Origin of the sequence: Pseudomonas sp. I8001 (assembly GCF_013385345.1) — a bacterium.
GTDB lineage: Bacteria > Pseudomonadota > Gammaproteobacteria > Pseudomonadales > Pseudomonadaceae > Aquipseudomonas.
In genome coordinates, this window is the sequence record NZ_JACAQC010000011.1 from 134,031 (window position 1) to 152,130 (window position 18,100).

The window sequence follows — 18,100 nt, forward strand, 5'->3', positions numbered from 1 at the left end:
GACAACTTGCCACATCCGTAGAGCCCCTATACTCAAAGGCTTGGAGCCAGTGCCGGGGGTAATTACCTTGTCAGACGTGGGGCTTTTCATTACCATTCGGCAAAATTTTTATAAGTTCAGATTTAACACTTAGTAGACGCCTGATTTAACAGGCCACAAAGCTGATGGGAGAGGACTGAATGAGCAATGACGGCGTGAATGCAGGCCGGCGTCGCTTCTTGGTAGCAGCCACATCCGTGGTGGGTGCTGCAGGAGCGGTGGGGGCTGCGGTCCCGTTCGTGGGGTCATGGTTTCCCAGTGCCAAGGCGAAAGCCGCAGGTGCACCGGTGAAGGTGAATGTCAGCAAGATCGATCCAGGCCAGCAAATGATTGCTGAATGGCGCGGTCAGCCAGTGTTCATCGTTCGTCGTACCGAGGAAATCCTGGGAAATCTGAAGAAGATCGAGGGCCAGCTGTCCGACCCCGACTCGAAGAATTCCGACCAACCCGCTTACGTCGATAAGGAAATTCGCTCGATCAAGCCGGAAATTCTGCTGCTGATCGGTATCTGCACCCACTTGGGTTGCTCTCCCACCTTCCGCCCGGAAGTGGCGCCCGCGGACCTGGGCAAGGACTGGGTCGGGGGCTATTTCTGCCCGTGCCACGGTTCTCACTACGACCTCGCTGGCCGCGTCTACAAGTCACAACCTGCACCACTGAACCTGCCAGTTCCGCCACATCACTACGAGACTGACAGTGTCATTGTCATTGGCGTCGACGAGGGGGAGAAAGCCTGATGAGCAAGTTCATGGATTGGGTGGATGCGCGCTTCCCCGCGACCAAGATGTGGGAAGACCACCTCAGCAAGTACTACGCACCGAAGAATTTCAACTTCTTCTATTTCTTTGGCTCCCTGGCACTTCTGGTACTGGTCAATCAGATCGTTACCGGTGTCTGGCTGACGATGAGCTACACGCCGTCGGCCGAAGAAGCCTTCGCCTCTGTCGAATACATCATGCGCGACGTCGAGTACGGCTCGATCCTGCGTCTGCTGCACTCCACCGGCGCCTCGGCGTTCTTCATCGTCGTCTACATGCACATGTTCCGTGGCCTGCTCTACGGCTCGTACCAGAAGCCTCGCGAGCTGGTGTGGGTGTTCGGCATGCTGATCTACCTGGCGCTGATGGCCGAGGCCTTCATGGGCTACCTGCTGCCGTGGGGCCAGATGTCCTATTGGGGCGCCCAGGTGATCATCTCGCTGTTCGGTGCGATCCCGGTCATCGGCAACGACCTGACCCAGTGGATTCGCGGTGACTACCTGATCTCCGGGATCACCCTGAACCGCTTCTTCGCCTTGCACGTGGTGGCCTTGCCGATCGTGATCCTGGGCCTGGTAGTGCTGCACATCCTGGCGTTGCACGAAGTGGGTTCGAACAACCCCGACGGCGTGGATATCAAGAAGCACAAGGACGAAAACGGCGTACCACTGGACGGCATTCCGTTCCACCCGTACTACACCGTGAAAGATATCGTCGGTGTGGTGGTGTTCCTGTTCATCTTCTGCTCGATCGTGTTCTTTTTCCCGGAGATGGGCGGTTATTTCCTCGAGAAACCGAACTTCGAACAGGCGAACGCCTTCAAGACCCCGGAACACATTGCCCCGGTCTGGTACTTCACTCCGTTCTACGCGATCTTGCGGGCGATTCCCGACAAACTCATGGGCGTTATCGCCATGGGCGCAGCGATTGCGGTGCTGTTCGTGCTGCCGTGGCTCGACCGTAGCCCGGTCAAGTCCATGCGCTACAAGGGCTGGCTGAGCAAGATCTGGCTGTGGGTGTTCTGCATTGCGTTCGTGATCCTGGGTGTGCTGGGCGTACTGGCGCCGACCCCGGAGCGTACGTTGCTGTCGCAGGTCTGCACCTTCCTGTACTTCGCCTACTTCATTCTGATGCCGTTCTACACCCGGCTCGAGAAGACCAAACCGGTACCGGAAAGGGTGACTGGCTGATGAAAAAATTATTCGTTGCATTCATTCTTGCGGCCCTGCCGCTGCTGTCTTTCGCCGCTGAACACGGCCCAGAGCTGGAAAAAGTCGACATCGACGTGTCGGACAAAGCCGCAATGCAGGACGGGCTGCGTACGTTCACCAACTACTGCATGGGCTGCCACAGCGCCAAGTTCCAGCGTTACGAGCGAGTGGCCGACGACCTGGGCATTCCCCATGACGTGATGCTGAGCCACTCGGTGTTCACCGGGGCGAAGATCGGCGACCACATGACCATCGGCATGCAACCGGCCGACGCCAAGACCTGGTTCGGGGCTGCACCGCCCGACCTGACCCTGGTGGCCCGTGTGCGTGGCACCGATTGGCTCTATGGCTACCTCAAATCCTTCTATGAAGACCCGACGCGTCCCTACGGCGTGAACAACAAAGTGTTCCCGAACGTCGGTATGCCTAACGTTCTGGTCGGCCTGCAAGGTCGCCAAGTGGTAGGATGCAAGCAAGTACAAATCGTCGAAGACGGCAAGAAGCAGTATGATCCGCTCACCGGTACGCCTTTGACTCATGAAGCGTGCGATCAGCTGACCATAGTGCCGAAGACCGGCACGCTGAACGAAGAGCAGTTCGACGAGAAGGTCAAGAATCTGGTGACCTTCCTGGCCTACTCGGCCAACCCAGTGAAGCTGCAGCATCAGCGCATTGGTACCTATGTGTTGCTGTACCTGGCCTTCTTCTTCGTGTTCGCCTATCTGCTGAAACGCGAATACTGGAAGGATGTGCATTGATCCAACCGTAAGTAATTGCTGTTAATCTTGCGCGCCCAGCGGCATCTCTGAAGGTAAGTCTGGTTTATCCAGGCATCACGGAGATGCTCACTGGGCGCGCTCGTTTTTGAGCTTCCGATAATTTCAACAAGCGAGGAGGACCGCCATGGGCGTGACCAATCGGTTGGCCTGTTACTCCGACCCCGCCGACCACTATTCCCACCGAGTACGCATCGTGCTCGCAGAGAAGGGTGTCAGCGCAGAGATCATCAGTGTGGAGGTGGGACGTCACCCGCCGAAACTGATCGAAGTGAACCCTTACGGCAGCTTGCCCACCCTGGTCGATCGTGACCTGGCGTTGTGGGAGTCAACCGTGGTGATGGAATACCTGGATGAGCGTTATCCCCATCCACCGTTGCTGCCGGTGTATCCGGTGGCGCGTGCCAACAGCCGCCTGCTGATCCATCGGATCCAGCGTGACTGGTGTGGCCTGGTGGACCTGATTCTGGATTCACGCAGCAAGGAAGCGGCCCGGGTTCAGGCGCGCAAGGAATTGCGCGAGAGCCTGACCGGTGTTTCGCCGTTGTTTGCCGACAAACCTTTTTTCCTCAGCGAGGAACAAAGTCTGGTGGATTGCTGCCTATTACCCATACTCTGGCGCTTGCCGATTTTGGGCATAGAACTGCCGCGGCCTGCCAAGCCGCTGCTTGACTACATGGAGCGCCAGTTTGCGCGTGAGGCTTTCCAGGCGAGTCTGTCTGGTGTCGAACGCGATATGCGCTAAGGCTTAAGGAGCCGTTGATGAACTCCAGTCGACCTTACCTGGTCCGCGCGCTCTATGAGTGGATAGTGGACAACGATTGCACCCCGCACATGCTGGTCAATTCCGAGTTTCCCGCGGTTCAGGTACCGCAAGGTTTTGCCAGTGACGGACAAATCGTCCTGAACGTTTCACCCAGTGCCGTGCGACACCTGCACATGGACAATGAAGCGGTCAGCTTTGAAGGGCGTTTCGGCGGTGTGCCGCATACGCTGTTCGTGCCCATCGGTGCCATCCTCGGGATCTACGCCCGGGAAAATGGCCAGGGCATGGTGTTTGATCTGGAGTCTTCCCTTGAGGATGACGAAGCGATCGAGCTCGAAGGCGAAGATGATGTGCCGCCGCCGGATTCCGAGCCGCCGCGTCCAAGCGGTCGGCCGAGTCTGAAAGTGGTGAAGTAACAAGGCGCGGGCCCTCGGGCCAGCGTTGAAAATGCCTCGGCGATGCCGGGGCATTTTTTTGCCTGACGAAAACCCCGGCGGTTATAGATGAAAGTCATGACAGGACGGTGATCGTACAACCGCCATGGGCTATCATGCGTGCTTCAGATCGCCGAGATAGATGATTCATCATGGAAAACTCCAGCGCCGCCCCTCGTCTTCCCCGCAAGCGCCGCAGCCTTGCCCAGGAATTGGTCACGGTGTTGTCCGAGCAGATCCGCGACGGCCAACTCAAACGTGGCGACAAACTGCCCACCGAGTCGGCGATCATGGACGCCCATGGGGTCAGCCGCACCGTGGTGCGTGAAGCCATCTCTCGATTGCAGGCCGCCGGGCAGGTAGAAACCCGCCATGGCATCGGTACCTTTGTGCTGGATACGCCAAGCCCCAGCGGTTTCCGGATTGATCCGGCCACTGTCGTCACCCTGCGTGATGTGCTGGCCATCCTTGAACTGCGGATCAGTCTGGAAGTGGAGTCTGCCGGGCTCGCCGCCCAGCGCCGTAGCGACGAGCAATTGGCCGGCATGCGTGCTGCCCTCGATGCCCTTAACGAAAGTGCGGCCCACGCCGGTGATGCGGTGGCGTCGGACTTCCAGTTCCACCTGCAGATTGCCCTGTCCACCGGCAACCGCTACTTCACCGACATCATGACCCACCTGGGGACCAGCATCATTCCGCGCACGCGGCTGAACTCGGCACGCCTGGCCCATGATGACCAGCAGCACTACATGAGCCGCCTGAGCCGCGAACACGAAGAGATCTATGAGGCGATCGCGCGCCAGGATTCGGATGCGGCGCGGGCGGCCATGCGGTTGCACCTGACCAACAGCCGTGAGCGGCTGCGCCATGCCCATGAAGAGGCGGAAGCGCAGCGCGGTTGATTCCAGGCTGGACGTAAGCGTGTGGCTTGAAAGCTCATTGTGGCGAGGGAGCTTGCTCCCGTTGGGCCGCGCAGCGGCCCCAAATCCATTGCCCCGGGTTCTGTCTGAAAGAACCCCGTGTTCTTGCCGGGGCTGCTTCGCAGCCCAACGGGAGCAGGCTCCCTCGCCACAGGTTAGTGCGCGAGGCTTAACTCAAGTCTTTCAGGCCGGCTGATTCGGCTTGTAGTCCTTGAGCAGCAGATACGTGCTCCAACCCCACCAGTCATTGGTCCACTGCTTGTCGTTCAGGTTGTTGACGTCCTTGCGTCGCAGCACCTTGTCGCCTTCAGCCTTGAACAGCGGTGAGAAGTTGTTCGCCGGGTTCTGCGCGGCGTTCAGGTCCGGCACATACAGCGGTGCCTTGAAGTTGGCCGGGGAGGGCGCCATGCCGCTGATAAACGTTTCGAAGATCTCATCGGCCGAGGCCTGCACGGCGCGTTTGACCATGGCGCGGTTGGCCGCATCGTTGCTGTCGAAATAGCGTTTATCACCGTAGGCATGCCACTGCTCGCCCAGGGCGTTGCGCACATTGAGCCCGAACTTGCTGTCTTCATCGTGCATGAAGCGGCTGATCAGCGAGCCCAGTTCACCCGGTGTCACCACCGCCGCCAGTTGCTTGCGCGGTACCCGCAGGTGCCCGGCGGAAAATAGATCGGTCAAAAAGTGATCAGCAAAGCTGTTCATGGCATAGGCCAGTTCCAGCGCCTGGTCGGTGCCGGTCTGATGCGCCACGACGGCTTGTTGCAAGGCTGCCGTATGCCCCGCCAGATAGGCCGCCAAAGCCCATTCGCCAAAGTGGTCGGCATTGTCTGCCGCCAGTTTCAGGTAGCGCCCCAGTGGAATCAGCGCCGAGACGGCACTGCCTCCGCCGGTGATGCGGTTCCATTCCTCGGACAAGGTGTCACCCAGCGCGTCATACGCTTCATGGGGTTGCTTGCCATCCTTGATCGCCTGGTTGACCGCATTGATCTCCTTTTGCATCACCGCGAGGATCTTGCCCGCTTCTTCCCGTGATGCTGGCAATACCGCCAGCGAGTTGAACGCATCGGTAAAGCGCTGCACACGATCAGCGGGCGATGTACCTTCGTTGATGGGGCGTCCGGGGATGCCATAGAAATCACCGCCCAGGGCGATGATCTGGCCGTAGCTCAGCGCCAGGCCATTGGGCAGGTGCAATTCGACCTGCCGGGCGGGAATCGGCGGGGCGTCCTTGACGAAACGCAACAGGGTGTCGTCGCCGATGGCGGTGTGTTCGCCGCCTTCAAAACGCAGGGTTGGCGGGGTTTTCACAGGTGTGGCGAGTTCAAGATCTGACATGTTAGCTCCTTGCTATGTCGTAGGAATCTTCCGTAATAACTGTACGTATATACAGTTATCCAGAGCATAGAGGAAAAACTTCCTACGTCAAGAAAGCAGCAATCGAGAAGGGCGGCGATGAATTGCAGTTGACGAATATTTTTATAGTTGTACGATGACGTACGACATCAAGATAACCATCCGTAATCTCACAACAGAAAGTCTTCGCCCAGGGTGTTCGAATAATGAATCCACAAGAACTGAAGTCCATCCTCTCTCACGGTCTGCTGTCTTTCCCGGTGACCGATTTCAATGCCCAGGGTGATTTCCACCAGGCGGGCTACATTAAGCGTCTGGAATGGCTGGCCCCTTACGGCGCTACCGCCTTGTTCGCCGCTGGCGGCACCGGTGAGTTTTTCTCCCTGGCGGCCAGCGAATATTCGCAAGTGGTGAAAACCGCCGTTGATACCTGCGCCACCAGCGTGCCGATTCTTGCCGGTGTCGGCGGTGCCACCCGCCAGGCCATCGAGTACGCCCAGGAAGCCGAGCGTCTTGGCGCCAAAGGCCTGCTGCTGCTGCCGCACTACCTGACCGAAGCCAGCCAGGATGGGGTTGCCGCCCACGTTGAAGCGGTGTGCAAGTCGGTCAAGATCGGTGTAGTGGTCTACAACCGCAACGTCTGCCGCCTGACCGCGCCGCTGCTGGAACGCCTGGCCGAGCGCTGCCCGAACCTGATCGGTTACAAGGACGGCCTGGGTGACATTGAATTGATGGTGTCGATCCGTCGTCGCCTCGGTGACCGTTTCAGCTACCTGGGCGGCTTGCCGACTGCAGAGGTTTACGCCGCTGCCTACAAGGCCCTGGGCGTGCCGGTGTACTCCTCGGCGGTGTTCAACTTCATTCCAAAAACCGCGATGGATTTCTACCACGCCATTGCCCGGGAAGATCACGCCACCGTCGGCAAGATCATCGACGACTTCTTCCTGCCGTACCTCGACATCCGTAACCGCAAGGCCGGTTACGCGGTGAGCATCGTCAAGGCCGGGGCGAAAATCGTCGGTTACGACGCAGGCCCCGTGCGTACGCCGCTGACCGATCTGCTGCCGGAAGAATACGAAGCCCTGGCCGCGTTGATCGACAAGCAAGGCGCGCAATAACCCATCACCAAGGCCGCTGAGTAATCAGCGGCTTTTTGCGTCAGGAGAGAATTCGTGTCCCAAGCCAAGCGTTTTGAAAACTACATCGGTGGCCAGTGGGTTGCCGGCGCCGACTACTCGGCCAACATCAATCCGTCGGAGTTGTCTGATGTCATTGGCGAATACGCCAAGGCTGACCTCGCCCAGGTCCACGCGGCCATCGACGCTGCGCGCGCTGCTTTTCCGGCGTGGTCCACTTCCGGGATCCAGGCGCGTCATGATTCGCTGGATAAAGTCGGCACCGAAATCCTCGCCCGTCGCGAAGAACTCGGCACCCTGCTGGCCCGGGAAGAGGGCAAGACCCTGCCGGAAGCCATCGGCGAAGTGACCCGCGCCGGTAACATCTTCAAATTCTTCGCCGGTGAATGCCTGCGCCTGTCCGGCGACTACCTGCCGTCGGTGCGTCCGGGCGTCAACGTTGAAGTGACCCGTGAGGCGTTGGGCGTGGTTGGCCTGATCACGCCGTGGAACTTCCCGATTGCCATCCCGGCCTGGAAGATCGCCCCGGCCCTGGCCTACGGCAACTGCGTGGTGCTCAAACCGGCTGAACTGGTACCGGGCTGCGCCTGGGCCCTGGCCGAAATCATCTCCCGCGCCGGCTTCCCTGCCGGTGTGTTCAACCTGGTGATGGGCAGCGGCCGTGTGGTCGGCGATGCCATGGTCAACAGCCCGAAAGTCGACGGCATCAGCTTCACCGGCTCGGTGGGCGTGGGTCGTCAGATCGCCGTCAGCTGCGTGTCGCGCCAGGCCAAGGTGCAGTTGGAAATGGGCGGCAAGAACCCGCAGATCATTCTCGACGACGCCGACCTCAAGCAAGCCGTCGAGCTGTCGGTGCAGAGCGCGTTCTACTCCACCGGCCAACGTTGCACCGCGTCCAGCCGCTTTATCGTCACCGCCGGGATTCACGACCAGTTCGTCGCGGCCATGGCCGAGCGGATGAAGTCGATCAAGGTCGGCCACGCCCTGAAAACCGGCACCGACATCGGCCCGGTGGTTTCCCAGGCCCAACTGGACCAGGACTTGAAGTACATCGACATCGGCCAGAGCGAAGGCGCCCGGCTGGTCAGCGGCGGTGAGCTGGTGACCTGCGACACCGAAGGCTACTTCCTCGCGCCGACGCTGTTTGCCGACAGCGAAGCCGCGATGCGCATCAGCCGTGAAGAGATCTTCGGCCCGGTGGCCAACGTGGTGCGCGTGGCGGATTACGAGGCGGCGCTGGCGATGGCCAACGACACCGAGTTCGGCCTCTCGGCCGGTATCGCCACCACCTCGCTGAAATACGCCAACCACTTCAAGCGTCATTCCCAGGCCGGGATGGTGATGGTCAATCTGCCGACTGCCGGTGTGGATTACCACGTTCCATTCGGCGGCCGTAAGGGTTCATCCTACGGTTCGCGTGAGCAGGGTCGCTATGCGCAAGAGTTCTACACCGTGGTGAAAACCAGCTACATCGGATCGTAATACGCAATATCTGTAGGCGCCGGCTCGTGTGGGCGCTGCTTTATGTGGGAGCCGGGCTTGCCCGCGATGGCGGTGTGTCAGGCAACTTAATTGTCGCCTGATGCACCGTCATCGCAGGCAAGCCAGCTCCCACACAGAGCAGATCTCTACAAAACGGACCACCCAGCAGCTTTAAAACATTACCCGCAAAAAAAATAATTAGTGGGAGTACATCTTCATGCAAGCGACCAAGCCGACCCATGTCCGCTATTTGATCCTGCTCATGCTGTTCCTGGTGACCACGATCAACTACGCCGACCGGGCCACCATCGCCATTGCTGGCTCCAGCCTGCAAAAAGACCTCGGCATCGACGCGGTCACCCTCGGCTATATCTTCTCCGCATTCGGTTGGGCCTACGTGGCCGGGCAAATTCCCGGCGGCTGGCTGCTGGACCGCTTCGGTTCGAAAAAAGTCTACGCCCTGAGTATCTTCACCTGGTCACTGTTCACCGTGCTGCAAGGCTATGTCGGTGAGTTCGGTGTTTCCACGGCCATCGTTGCGCTGTTCATGTTGCGCTTCCTGGTGGGCCTGGCTGAAGCACCATCCTTCCCCGGAAATGCGCGCATCGTGGCGGCGTGGTTTCCTACGGCTGAGCGGGGTACGGCCTCGGCGATCTTCAACTCGGCGCAGTACTTCGCGACTGTGTTGTTCGCACCGCTGATGGGTTGGATCGTCTACACCTTCGGCTGGCAGCACGTGTTCGTGGTGATGGGCGGCATCGGTATCGTATTCTCGCTGATCTGGCTGAAAGTTATCCACAGCCCGCGCCAGCACCCGATGATCAACGAGGCCGAGTTCCAGCACATCGCTGCCAACGGGGCCATGGTCGACATGGACCAGGACAAGGGCAGAGGCAAGAAAACCGACGGCCCGAAGTGGGATTACATCCGTCAGTTGCTGACCAACCGCATGATGCTCGGCGTGTACCTGGGCCAGTACTGCATCAATGGCATCACCTATTTCTTCCTGACGTGGTTCCCGGTGTACCTGGTTCAAGAACGCGGCATGACGATTCTCAAGGCCGGCTTCATCGCGTCCTTGCCGGCGATCTGCGGCTTTATCGGCGGCGTGTTGGGCGGGGTGATTTCCGACTACCTGCTGCGCAAGGGCCATTCGCTGACCTTCGCCCGCAAGGCGCCGATCATTGGTGGCTTGCTGATTTCCAGCAGCATTGTCGCGTGCAACTACGTGGATATCGAATGGATGGTGGTGGGCTTCATGGCCCTGGCCTTCTTCGGTAAAGGCGTTGGCGCACTGGGCTGGGCGGTGGTGTCCGATACCTCGCCGAAACAAATCGCTGGCTTGAGTGGCGGTTTGTTCAACATGTTCGGCAACCTGGCCTCCATCAGCACCCCGATCGTGATCGGCTACATCATCAGCACCACAGGCTCCTTCAAGTGGGCGCTGGTGTTTGTCGGTGCCAACGCATTGCTGGCGGTGTTCAGCTACCTGGTAATCGTTGGCCCGATCAAGCGTGTAGTGCTCAAGGAGCCGCCGGCCAAAGGCCCCGAGCTGACTAAACTTTCCCAAGCGCATTCCTGAAGGGGCCCGCGTCATGCAGTTGATTGAACATGCCGATTCGCCACGCTCCATCCGTTTGCACGCGCTGGATAACGTGGTGATTGTGGTCAACGACCAGGGCGTACCGACGGGGACCGAGTTTCCCGACGGCCTGGTAACGGTGGATTTCATTCCCCAAAGCCACAAGGTGACGCTGGAAGACATCCCCGAAGGCGGCCGCATCATTCGCTACGGCCAGACCATCGGTTATGCCCTGCGCCCGATTCCCCGCGGCAGTTGGGTGCAGGAAGATCAACTGCGCATGCCCACGGCGCCGCCGCTGGACAGCTTGCCGCTGTCCACTGAAGTGCCCGAGGCCCAGGCGCCGCTGGAAGGCTTTACCTTCGAGGGTTATCGCAATGCCGACGGCACCGTGGGCACGCGCAATATCCTCGGGATTACCACCACGGTTCAGTGCGTCACGGGCGTGCTGGACCATGCGGTGAAGCGCATCAAGGACGAGTTGCTGCCCAAGTACCCGAACGTCGATGACGTGGTGGCGCTGACCCACAGCTACGGCTGCGGCGTGGCGATCACGGCCACCGACGCCTACATCCCGATCCGCACCGTGCGTAACCTGGCGCGCAATCCGAACCTGGGCGGTGAAGCCCTGGTGATCAGCCTGGGTTGCGAGAAGTTGCAGGCCGGGCAGGTGATGCATGAAAACGACAGCTCGGTAGACCTGAGCGAGCCATGGCTGTATCGGTTGCAGGACTCCAGCCACGGCTTTACCGAAATGATCGAACAGATCATGGAACTGGCCGAAACCCGCCTGAAGAAACTCGACCTGCGCCGGCGGGAAACCGTACCGGCGTCGGAGTTGATCCTCGGTATGCAGTGTGGCGGCAGTGATGCGTTCTCGGGGATTACCGCGAACCCGGCGCTGGGTTATGCCTCGGATTTGCTGCTGCGGGCGGGCGCGACGGTGATGTTTTCTGAAGTGACCGAAGTGCGCGATGCGATCTACCTGCTGACTTCCCGTGCCGAGAACCAGGACGTGGCCCGGGAACTGGTGCGGGAAATGGACTGGTACGACCGCTACCTGGCCAAGGGCGAGGCGGATCGCAGCGCCAACACTACGCCGGGGAACAAGAAGGGTGGGTTGTCGAATATTGTCGAGAAGTCGTTGGGTTCCATCGTCAAGTCGGGCAGTAGTGCGATCAATGGCGTGCTTGGCCCGGGCGAGCGGTTCAATCGCAAGGGCCTGATCTTTTGCGCCACGCCGGCGAGTGATTTTGTGTGCGGCACGTTGCAGTTGGCGGCGGGGATGAATTTGCATGTGTTCACCACCGGGCGTGGCACGCCCTATGGGCTGGCGATGGCGCCGGTGGTGAAGGTTTCGACGCGCACCGAGCTGGCGCAGCGTTGGCCTGACCTGATTGATATCGATGCCGGGCGGATCGCCACTGGGCGGGCAACGATCGAGGAGTTGGGTTGGGAGTTGTTCCACTTCTACCTGGATGTGGCCAGCGGCAAGAAGCAGACATGGGCGGAGCAGCACAAGCTGCATAACGACATTACGTTGTTCAATCCCGCGCCGATTACTTAAGACCGAGTCGCCTGCTTCGCGAGCAAGCCCGCTCCCACATTTGACTGCATTCCAAAGGTAGAACTCGGTCAAATGTGGGAGCGGGCTTGCTCGCGAAAGCGGTAGTCCAGACGAAGCTGGCCATGCTGGCTTATCATTAGCCACCTACCGACGCCCACCCAAGGTTCTCCCCGGCATGCTGGCAATCTTCCTACAAACCCTGAACATCACCGCGCCGGTGTTTGCCATGCTGTTCCTGGGCGTCCTGCTCAAGCGCATCAACTGGATCAACGACAACTTTATCCACATCGCCTCGGCCCTGGTGTTCAACGTCACCATGCCGGCGTTGCTGTTCCTCGGGATTCTCCATGCCGACCTGCATTCAGCCCTCAAGCCGGGCCTGCTGATCTACTTCGCCGTCGCTACGCTGCTGAGCTTCGCCCTGGCCTGGGGCTGGGCGATCTTTCGGTGCCCGCGGGAAGATCGCGGCATCTACGCCCAAGGCGCGTTTCGCGGTAACAACGGGGTGATCGGCCTGGCCCTGGCCGCCAGTATGTACGGCGACTACGGGATTTCCCTTGGCGCGGTGCTCGCGGCGCTGGTGATCCTGTTCTACAACACCCTGTCGACCATTGTGCTGGCGGTGTACAGCCCGGTGATCAAGTCCGACCCGTGGAGCATTTTCAAAAGCGTGCTGGCCAACCCGTTGATCATCAGCGTGATCGCGGCGGCGCCCTTCGCGTACTTCCAGATTGGCTTGCCTGGCTGGCTGGAATCCTCCGGGCAGTACCTGGCGGACATGACGTTGCCATTGGCGTTGATCTGTATCGGTGGCACGTTGTCGTTGGCGGCGCTGCGTAAAAGCGGCGACATGGCCCTGAGTGCCAGCCTGATGAAGATGGTCTGGCTGCCGGTGATCGCGACCCTGGGGGCGTGGCTGCTGGGGTTTCGCGGGCCGGAGTTGGGGATTCTGTTCCTGTACTTCGGCGCGCCCACGGCGGCGGCCAGTTTTGTCATGGCGCGGGCGGCGGAGGGCAATCATGAACTGGCGGCCGCGATTATCGTGATCACCACCCTGATGGCGGCGGTGACCACGAATATCGGGATTTTCGTGTTGCAGGCGGGTGGCTGGATCTAGGCGTCTTTCTGGTAGCTGTCGATCACTTCCTGCGCGGCGCGGAAGGCGTCAATCGCCGCCGGCACACCGGCATACACCGCACAATGCAGCAGCGCCTCGCGAATCTCCTCCACGGTGCAACCGTTGTTCAGCGCGCCGCGCACGTGGCCCTTGAGTTCCTGCGGGCACTTGAGGGCGGTCAACGCGGCGAGGGTGATCAGGCTGCGGGTTTTCAGCGGCAACCCTTCGCGATTCCACACGCTGCCCCAGGCATGCTCGTTGACAAAATCCTGCAGCGGCTGGCTGAACTCCGTGGCATTGCCCAGCGCCCGATCGACAAACACATCACCCATCACCTGGCGGCGCATTTCAACGCCGGGCTTTTTCTGTTCGGTCATTGCGATTCCCTCTTGTGTTGGCGGCGCCAGGCTCGCAGCGAGGTGAACAACAGGAAAGCCACCAGCGCTGGCAGGACGTAATACAGCATCAGTTGTTCAAGCTTGTTGGCCAGCGGCATGCCGAAGGTGAACGACACCACGTGCAGCCCGTACACCAGGTACAGGCCCAGGAACACCAGGCCTTCGGCCCGGGTGACGCGGTAGCCCGAATAAAACACCGGCAGGCACAGGGCGACCACGCCGAGCATTACCGGCAGGTCGAAATCCAGGGCATTGGGCGACACCGACAACGGCGAGGGCGCCACGAGGGCGGTAAAGCCCAGCACCCCAAGCAGGTTGAACAGGTTGCTGCCGATCACGTTGCCCACGGCAATTTCCCGCTGGCCGCGCAGGGCGGCGATCAGCGAGGTGGCCAGGCAGGGCAGGGAAGTGCCGACGCCAATCAGCGTCAGACCGATGATGCGTTCCGACAGGCCCAGGTCAGAGGCCACGTCCACCGCCGCGCCCAGCAGCAGGTGCCCGGCCAGTACGAGGATCAACAGTCCACCGAGCATCAGCAGCACGCTGCTCAGCCACGGCGCCTGCACCACAGTGTCCCGGGTGCGCGGGCGGCGGGAGTGGCGGGTCTGGTAGAGCAGCACGCCGAGGTAGGCCACCAGGGCCACCAGCAGTAACAGGCCATCGATCGGCGTGAGTTCTTCATTGGCGGCTAGCACAAACACCAGCAGGCTGGCGATGATCATCATCGGGATATCCAGGCGTACCAGTTGCCGGGAGACCCGCAGCGGAATGATCAGGGCTGCCAGGCCAAGGGTCACGAGGGTGTTGAAGATGCTGCTGCCGATCACACTGCCCACGGCGATGTCGGTATTGTCCGCCAGGGTCGCTTGCAAGCTGATCGCCATCTGCGGCGCGCTGCTGCCGAAGGCGACGATGCTCAGGCCGATGATCAGCGGGCGTACCTTGAGGCTGGCCGCCAGGCGCACAGCGGCGCGCACTAATACTTCTGCGCCGAAGATCAACAGCAGCAGGCCGCTGATCAGTTCGATCAGGCTAAAGGGCGAGAGGGCGGTTAATGCGGAAATGGCCTGGGCTCCGTCGGTCAGTTGCTGAGGGCTTGCACGCGAACGCGCGCGGTGCCGCTGCCGATCATACCGATCTGTTCGGCGGCCTTGCGTGAAAGGTCGATCAGGCGCCCACGGGTATGCGGGCCGCGATCATTGATGCGGACAACGACGCTTTTGTTGTTGTCGAGATTGGTGACCTTCACCTGCGTGCCGAAGGGCAGGCGACGATGGGCGGCGGTCAGGGCATTCTGGTTGAACGGTTCACCGCTGGCAGTGCGGTTGCCGTGGTGTTTGGCGCCGTAGTAGGAAGCGGAGCCGGTTTCGTCATAGCCGTTGGGGTCGATGAGGCCGCTGGCGCAGCCGGCGAGCAGAGAGAACAGGGCCAACAGGCCGAGTAGACGCTTCATTTTCAAGGTTTCCCCCTTACAGATGTGGGAGCGGGCTTGGGTGGGAGCGGGCTTGCTCGCGAATGCAGTGTGTCAGGCAACGAATAGGCTGACTGATCCACCGCTTTCGCGAGCAAGCCCGCTCCCACACAAGCCCGCTCCCACAAGGGGTCAGAGTTGGACGTGAGGTCCTGCTCCGACCATTTCACCGCGTTTAGCCTTCGAGTTTGCTTTTCAGCAGTTCGTTGACCTGTTGCGGGTTGGCCTTGCCTTTGGAGGCTTTCATCGCCTGGCCGACAAAGAAGCCGAACATCTTGCCGCGCTTGGCTTCATCCGCCGCACGGTACTGTTCAACCTGCTCGGCGTTGGCTGCCAGCATCTCGTCGAGCACGGCCGAAATCGCGCCGCTGTCGGTGACTTGCTTCAGGCCGCGCTTTTCGATGATCTCGTCAGCGTTGCCTTCGCCTGCGGCCATGGCTTCAAACACGGTCTTGGCGATTTTGCCGGAGATGGTGTTGTCCTTGATCCGCAGCAACATGCCGCCCAGTTGCTCGGCCGACACCGGTGCTTCGTCGATTTCCAGGCCCTGTTTGTTCAACAGGCTGCCCAGCTCAACCATCACCCAGTTGGCCACCAGTTTGGCGTCGCCGGCAATGCTCACGACTTTTTCGAAGTAGTTGGCTTGCTCGCGGCTCGACGCCAGCACGCTTGCGTCATACACCGAAAGCCCGAACTGCGCCTGGAAACGCTCGCGTTTCTGCGGTGGCAGTTCCGGCAGCGTGGCGCGCACGTCAGCCAGGAACGAGTCCTCGATGACCACCGGCAACAGGTCCGGATCGGGGAAGTAACGGTAGTCGTTGGCTTCCTCCTTGCTGCGCATGGCGCGGGTTTCGTCTTTGTTCGGGTCGTACAGGCGGGTCTGCTGGATCACCTTGCCGCCGTCTTCGATCAGCTCGATCTGGCGACGTACTTCGGTGTTGATCGCCTTCTCGATGAAACGGAACGAGTTGACGTTCTTGATCTCGCAGCGGGTGCCGTACTCGGCCTGGCCCTTTGGCCGCACCGACACGTTGCAGTCGCAACGCAGGGAGCCTTCGGCCATGTTGCCGTCGCAGATCCCGAGGTAACGCACCAGCGCGTGGATCGTCTTGACGTAGGCCACGGCTTCCTTGGCGCTGCGCATGTCCGGCTCGGAAACGATCTCCAGCAGCGGGGTGCCGGCGCGGTTCAGGTCGATGCCGGTGGCGCCGTTGAATTCTTCATGCAGGCTCTTGCCGGCATCTTCTTCCAGGTGCGCACGGGTCACGCCGACACGTTTGATGGTGCCGTCTTCCAGCGGGATGTCCAGGTAGCCCTTGCCGACGATCGGCAATTCCATCTGGCTGATCTGGTAGCCCTTGGGCAGGTCCGGGTAGAAGTAGTTCTTGCGGGCGAACACGTTGTGCTGGCCGATCTCGGCATCGATGGCGAGGCCGAACATCACCGCCATGCGCACCGCTTCCTGGTTCAGCACCGGCAGCACGCCGGGCATGCCCAGGTCTACCAGGCTGGCCTGGGTGTTGGGTTCTGCGCCGAACGTGGTGGCGCTACCGGAGAAAATCTTCGATTGGGTGGCGAGCTGGGTATGAATCTCCAGCCCGATCACGACTTCCCATTGCATAGTGTTCTCCTCAGAAGCCGGTAGGGGTGCGAGTGTGCCAGTCAGTGTTCAACTGGTACTGGTGCGCCACATTGAGCAGGCGGCCTTCCTGGAAATACGGGGCGAGCAGTTGCACGCCCACCGGCAAGCCATCGACGAAACCTGCAGGCATGGACAAGCCCGGCAGACCGGCGAGGTTGGCGGTGATGGTGTACAGGTCTTCCAGGTACTCGGCGATCGGGTCGCCGGTCTTGGCGCCGATCTTCCAGGCCGGGTTCGGCGTGGTTGGGCCGAGGATCACGTCGACTTCATTAAAGGCAGCCATGAAGTCGTTCTTGATCAGGCGACGGATCTTTTGCGCCTTGAGGTAGTACGCGTCGTAGTAGCCGGCCGACAGGGCGTAGGCACCGACCATGATCCGGCGTTGTACTTCCGCGCCGAAACCTTCTCCACGGGAGCGCTTGTACAGGTCGGTGAGGTCTTTCGGGTTTTCGCAGCGGTAGCCGAAGCGCACGCCGTCGAACCGCGATAGGTTGGAGGACGCTTCTGCCGGGGCGATCACGTAGTAGGCCGGAATCGCGTGCTGGTTGTTCGGCAGGCTGATTTCCTTGATCACGGCGCCGAGCTTTTCCAGCTCCTTGACGCTGTTGTGCACCAGTTCGGCGATGCGCGGGTCGAGGCCGGCGCTGAAATACTCTTTCGGCACGCCAATGCGCAGGCCTTTGATCGAGGTATTCAGGCTGGCGCTGTAGTCCGGCACGGGTTCATCAATGCTGGTGGAGTCCTGCGGATCGAAGCCTGCCATGCCTTGTAACAAAATTGCGCAGTCTTCAGCGGTGCGTGCCAGGGGGCCGCCCTGGTCGAGACTGGAGGCGTAGGCAATCATGCCCCAGCGGGAAACGCGACCGTAGGTCGGTTTCAGACCGGTGAGGTTGGTGAAAGCGGCCGGTTGGCGGATCGAGCCGCCAGTGTCGGTGGCCGTGGCGGCAGGTAACAGACGAGCGGCAACCGCGGCCGCCGAACCACCGGACGAACCGCCGGGCACGTGCTCGAGGTTCCACGGGTTTTTCACCGCGCCGTAGTGGCTCGACTCGTTGGCCGAGCCCATGGCGAATTCGTCCATGTTGGTCTTGCCCAGGGTCACGGCCCCGGCAGCGGCCAGCTTGGCGACCACAGTGGCGTCGTAGGGCGCCTTGAAATTGTCGAGCATCTTCGAGCCGCAACTGGTGCGAATGCCCTGGGTGCAGAACAGGTCCTTGTGGGCAATCGGCGCACCCAACAGGGCGCCGTTCTCACCGTTGGCGCGACGTACGTCGGCGGCCTTGGCCTGGCTCAGGGCCAGCTCTTCGGTGATGCTGATGAAGCTGTTGACCTTAGGGTCCAGCTCGGCGATACGCGCCAGCAGGGTCGTGGTCAGCTCTTCGGAAGAAAACTTTTTGTCGGCGAGACCGCGGGCGATCTCGGCCAGAGTCAATTGATGCATTGCA

The 18,100-nt window shown here is 60.7% G+C and carries 17 protein-coding genes; 11 read left to right on the top strand and 6 right to left on the bottom strand.

The features are described 5' to 3' along the window. Positions 1-179 precede the first annotated feature (179 nt). The 6 genes from petA (at position 180) to HX839_RS11670 (ending at position 4,886) form a co-directional block, all read left to right on the top strand. A complete protein-coding gene (petA, locus tag HX839_RS11645) occupies positions 180-776 on the top strand; it encodes a ubiquinol-cytochrome c reductase iron-sulfur subunit (RefSeq protein ID WP_003216040.1) in 597 nt (198 codons plus the stop codon). After that, a complete protein-coding gene (locus tag HX839_RS11650; RefSeq protein WP_003216042.1) occupies positions 776-1,987 on the top strand; it encodes a cytochrome bc complex cytochrome b subunit in 1,212 nt (403 codons plus the stop codon). Before petA ends, HX839_RS11650 begins: the two co-directional genes overlap by 1 nt. Beyond that, complete coding sequence (locus HX839_RS11655; protein ID WP_003216044.1) at positions 1,987-2,766, top strand: cytochrome c1; 780 nt, start codon at positions 1,987-1,989, stop codon at positions 2,764-2,766. Before HX839_RS11650 ends, HX839_RS11655 begins: the two co-directional genes overlap by 1 nt. 145 nt (positions 2,767-2,911) lie before the next feature. Continuing rightward, positions 2,912-3,529: a glutathione S-transferase N-terminal domain-containing protein gene (locus HX839_RS11660; RefSeq protein ID WP_003216049.1), complete on the top strand. Its 618-nt coding sequence runs from the start codon at positions 2,912-2,914 to the stop codon at positions 3,527-3,529. Between the two features lie 17 nt (positions 3,530-3,546). Next, a complete protein-coding gene (locus HX839_RS11665; RefSeq protein ID WP_003216051.1) occupies positions 3,547-3,966 on the top strand; it encodes a ClpXP protease specificity-enhancing factor in 420 nt (139 codons plus the stop codon). 170 nt (positions 3,967-4,136) lie between these two features. Further along, positions 4,137-4,886: a FadR/GntR family transcriptional regulator gene (locus HX839_RS11670; protein WP_008437251.1), complete on the top strand. Its 750-nt coding sequence runs from the start codon at positions 4,137-4,139 to the stop codon at positions 4,884-4,886. A 201-nt stretch (positions 4,887-5,087) separates the two neighbouring features. On the opposite strand, the gene HX839_RS11675 is transcribed toward HX839_RS11670, so the two are convergent. Next, positions 5,088-6,242: a hypothetical protein gene (locus HX839_RS11675; protein WP_003216055.1), complete on the bottom strand. Its 1,155-nt coding sequence runs from the start codon at positions 6,240-6,242 to the stop codon at positions 5,088-5,090. Positions 6,243-6,466: 224 nt separating this feature from the next. Here HX839_RS11675 and kdgD point away from each other — a divergent pair, with 224 nt between their 5' ends. From kdgD to HX839_RS11700, 5 genes are all read left to right on the top strand, one after another. Then, the gene (gene kdgD / locus HX839_RS11680) at positions 6,467-7,378 is read left to right on the top strand and encodes a 5-dehydro-4-deoxyglucarate dehydratase (RefSeq protein WP_003216058.1); all 912 of its coding nucleotides are present in this window, start codon (positions 6,467-6,469) and stop codon (positions 7,376-7,378) included. Between the two features lie 54 nt (positions 7,379-7,432). Then, positions 7,433-8,878, top strand: a complete 1,446-nt coding sequence (locus HX839_RS11685; RefSeq protein ID WP_003216060.1) for an aldehyde dehydrogenase family protein — start codon at positions 7,433-7,435, stop codon at positions 8,876-8,878. Between the two features lie 217 nt (positions 8,879-9,095). After that, positions 9,096-10,460 (top strand): MFS transporter, encoded by a 1,365-nt coding sequence (locus tag HX839_RS11690; protein WP_167662905.1) that lies wholly within the window; start codon positions 9,096-9,098, stop codon positions 10,458-10,460. A 13-nt stretch (positions 10,461-10,473) separates the two neighbouring features. Next, positions 10,474-12,027 (top strand): galactarate dehydratase, encoded by a 1,554-nt coding sequence (gene garD, locus HX839_RS11695; protein ID WP_177067072.1) that lies wholly within the window; start codon positions 10,474-10,476, stop codon positions 12,025-12,027. A 175-nt stretch (positions 12,028-12,202) separates the two neighbouring features. Beyond that, on the top strand, positions 12,203-13,144 hold the full coding sequence (locus HX839_RS11700) for an AEC family transporter (protein WP_003216066.1): 942 nt from the start codon (positions 12,203-12,205) through the stop codon (positions 13,142-13,144). Here the strand turns inward: HX839_RS11700 and HX839_RS11705 are convergent. The 5 genes from HX839_RS11705 to gatA all read right to left on the bottom strand — a co-directional run bounded on the left by HX839_RS11705 (position 13,141) and on the right by gatA (position 18,096). Beyond that, positions 13,141-13,521: a carboxymuconolactone decarboxylase family protein gene (locus tag HX839_RS11705; RefSeq protein ID WP_003216068.1), complete on the bottom strand. Its 381-nt coding sequence runs from the start codon at positions 13,519-13,521 to the stop codon at positions 13,141-13,143. The two genes, HX839_RS11700 and HX839_RS11705, sit on opposite strands and share 4 nt — an antisense overlap. Beyond that, positions 13,518-14,564 (bottom strand): calcium/sodium antiporter, encoded by a 1,047-nt coding sequence (locus HX839_RS11710; protein ID WP_256344707.1) that lies wholly within the window; start codon positions 14,562-14,564, stop codon positions 13,518-13,520. The genes HX839_RS11705 and HX839_RS11710 overlap by 4 nt, the downstream gene beginning before the upstream one ends. Positions 14,565-14,623: 59 nt before the next feature. After that, entirely contained in the window at positions 14,624-14,995 is a 372-nt protein-coding gene (locus HX839_RS11715) for a septal ring lytic transglycosylase RlpA family protein (protein WP_003216071.1), read from the bottom strand. A gap of 193 nt (positions 14,996-15,188) precedes the next feature. Next, positions 15,189-16,634 (bottom strand): Asp-tRNA(Asn)/Glu-tRNA(Gln) amidotransferase subunit GatB, encoded by a 1,446-nt coding sequence (gene gatB / locus HX839_RS11720; RefSeq protein ID WP_177067073.1) that lies wholly within the window; start codon positions 16,632-16,634, stop codon positions 15,189-15,191. A 10-nt stretch (positions 16,635-16,644) separates the two neighbouring features. Continuing rightward, complete coding sequence (gatA, locus tag HX839_RS11725) at positions 16,645-18,096, bottom strand: Asp-tRNA(Asn)/Glu-tRNA(Gln) amidotransferase subunit GatA (protein ID WP_003216075.1); 1,452 nt, start codon at positions 18,094-18,096, stop codon at positions 16,645-16,647. Positions 18,097-18,100 lie beyond the last annotated feature (4 nt).

What these genes read in the sequence shown, in the direction of transcription:
- HX839_RS11675 (WP_003216055.1), bottom strand. Translation starts at nt 6,242, where the DNA reads ATGTCAGATCTTGAACTCGCCACACCTGTGAAAACCCCGCCAACCCTG.
- HX839_RS11655 (WP_003216044.1), top strand. Translation starts at nt 1,987, where the DNA reads ATGAAAAAATTATTCGTTGCATTCATTCTTGCGGCCCTGCCGCTGCTG.
- HX839_RS11690 (WP_167662905.1), top strand. Translation starts at nt 9,096, where the DNA reads ATGCAAGCGACCAAGCCGACCCATGTCCGCTATTTGATCCTGCTCATG.
- petA (WP_003216040.1), top strand. Translation starts at nt 180, where the DNA reads ATGAGCAATGACGGCGTGAATGCAGGCCGGCGTCGCTTCTTGGTAGCA.
- gatA (WP_003216075.1), bottom strand. Translation starts at nt 18,096, where the DNA reads ATGCATCAATTGACTCTGGCCGAGATCGCCCGCGGTCTCGCCGACAAA.
- HX839_RS11700 (WP_003216066.1), top strand. Translation starts at nt 12,203, where the DNA reads ATGCTGGCAATCTTCCTACAAACCCTGAACATCACCGCGCCGGTGTTT.
- HX839_RS11665 (WP_003216051.1), top strand. Translation starts at nt 3,547, where the DNA reads ATGAACTCCAGTCGACCTTACCTGGTCCGCGCGCTCTATGAGTGGATA.
- gatB (WP_177067073.1), bottom strand. Translation starts at nt 16,634, where the DNA reads ATGCAATGGGAAGTCGTGATCGGGCTGGAGATTCATACCCAGCTCGCC.
- garD (WP_177067072.1), top strand. Translation starts at nt 10,474, where the DNA reads ATGCAGTTGATTGAACATGCCGATTCGCCACGCTCCATCCGTTTGCAC.
- HX839_RS11660 (WP_003216049.1), top strand. Translation starts at nt 2,912, where the DNA reads ATGGGCGTGACCAATCGGTTGGCCTGTTACTCCGACCCCGCCGACCAC.
- HX839_RS11715 (WP_003216071.1), bottom strand. Translation starts at nt 14,995, where the DNA reads ATGAAGCGTCTACTCGGCCTGTTGGCCCTGTTCTCTCTGCTCGCCGGC.
- kdgD (WP_003216058.1), top strand. Translation starts at nt 6,467, where the DNA reads ATGAATCCACAAGAACTGAAGTCCATCCTCTCTCACGGTCTGCTGTCT.
- HX839_RS11650 (WP_003216042.1), top strand. Translation starts at nt 776, where the DNA reads ATGAGCAAGTTCATGGATTGGGTGGATGCGCGCTTCCCCGCGACCAAG.
- HX839_RS11670 (WP_008437251.1), top strand. Translation starts at nt 4,137, where the DNA reads ATGGAAAACTCCAGCGCCGCCCCTCGTCTTCCCCGCAAGCGCCGCAGC.
- HX839_RS11705 (WP_003216068.1), bottom strand. Translation starts at nt 13,521, where the DNA reads ATGACCGAACAGAAAAAGCCCGGCGTTGAAATGCGCCGCCAGGTGATG.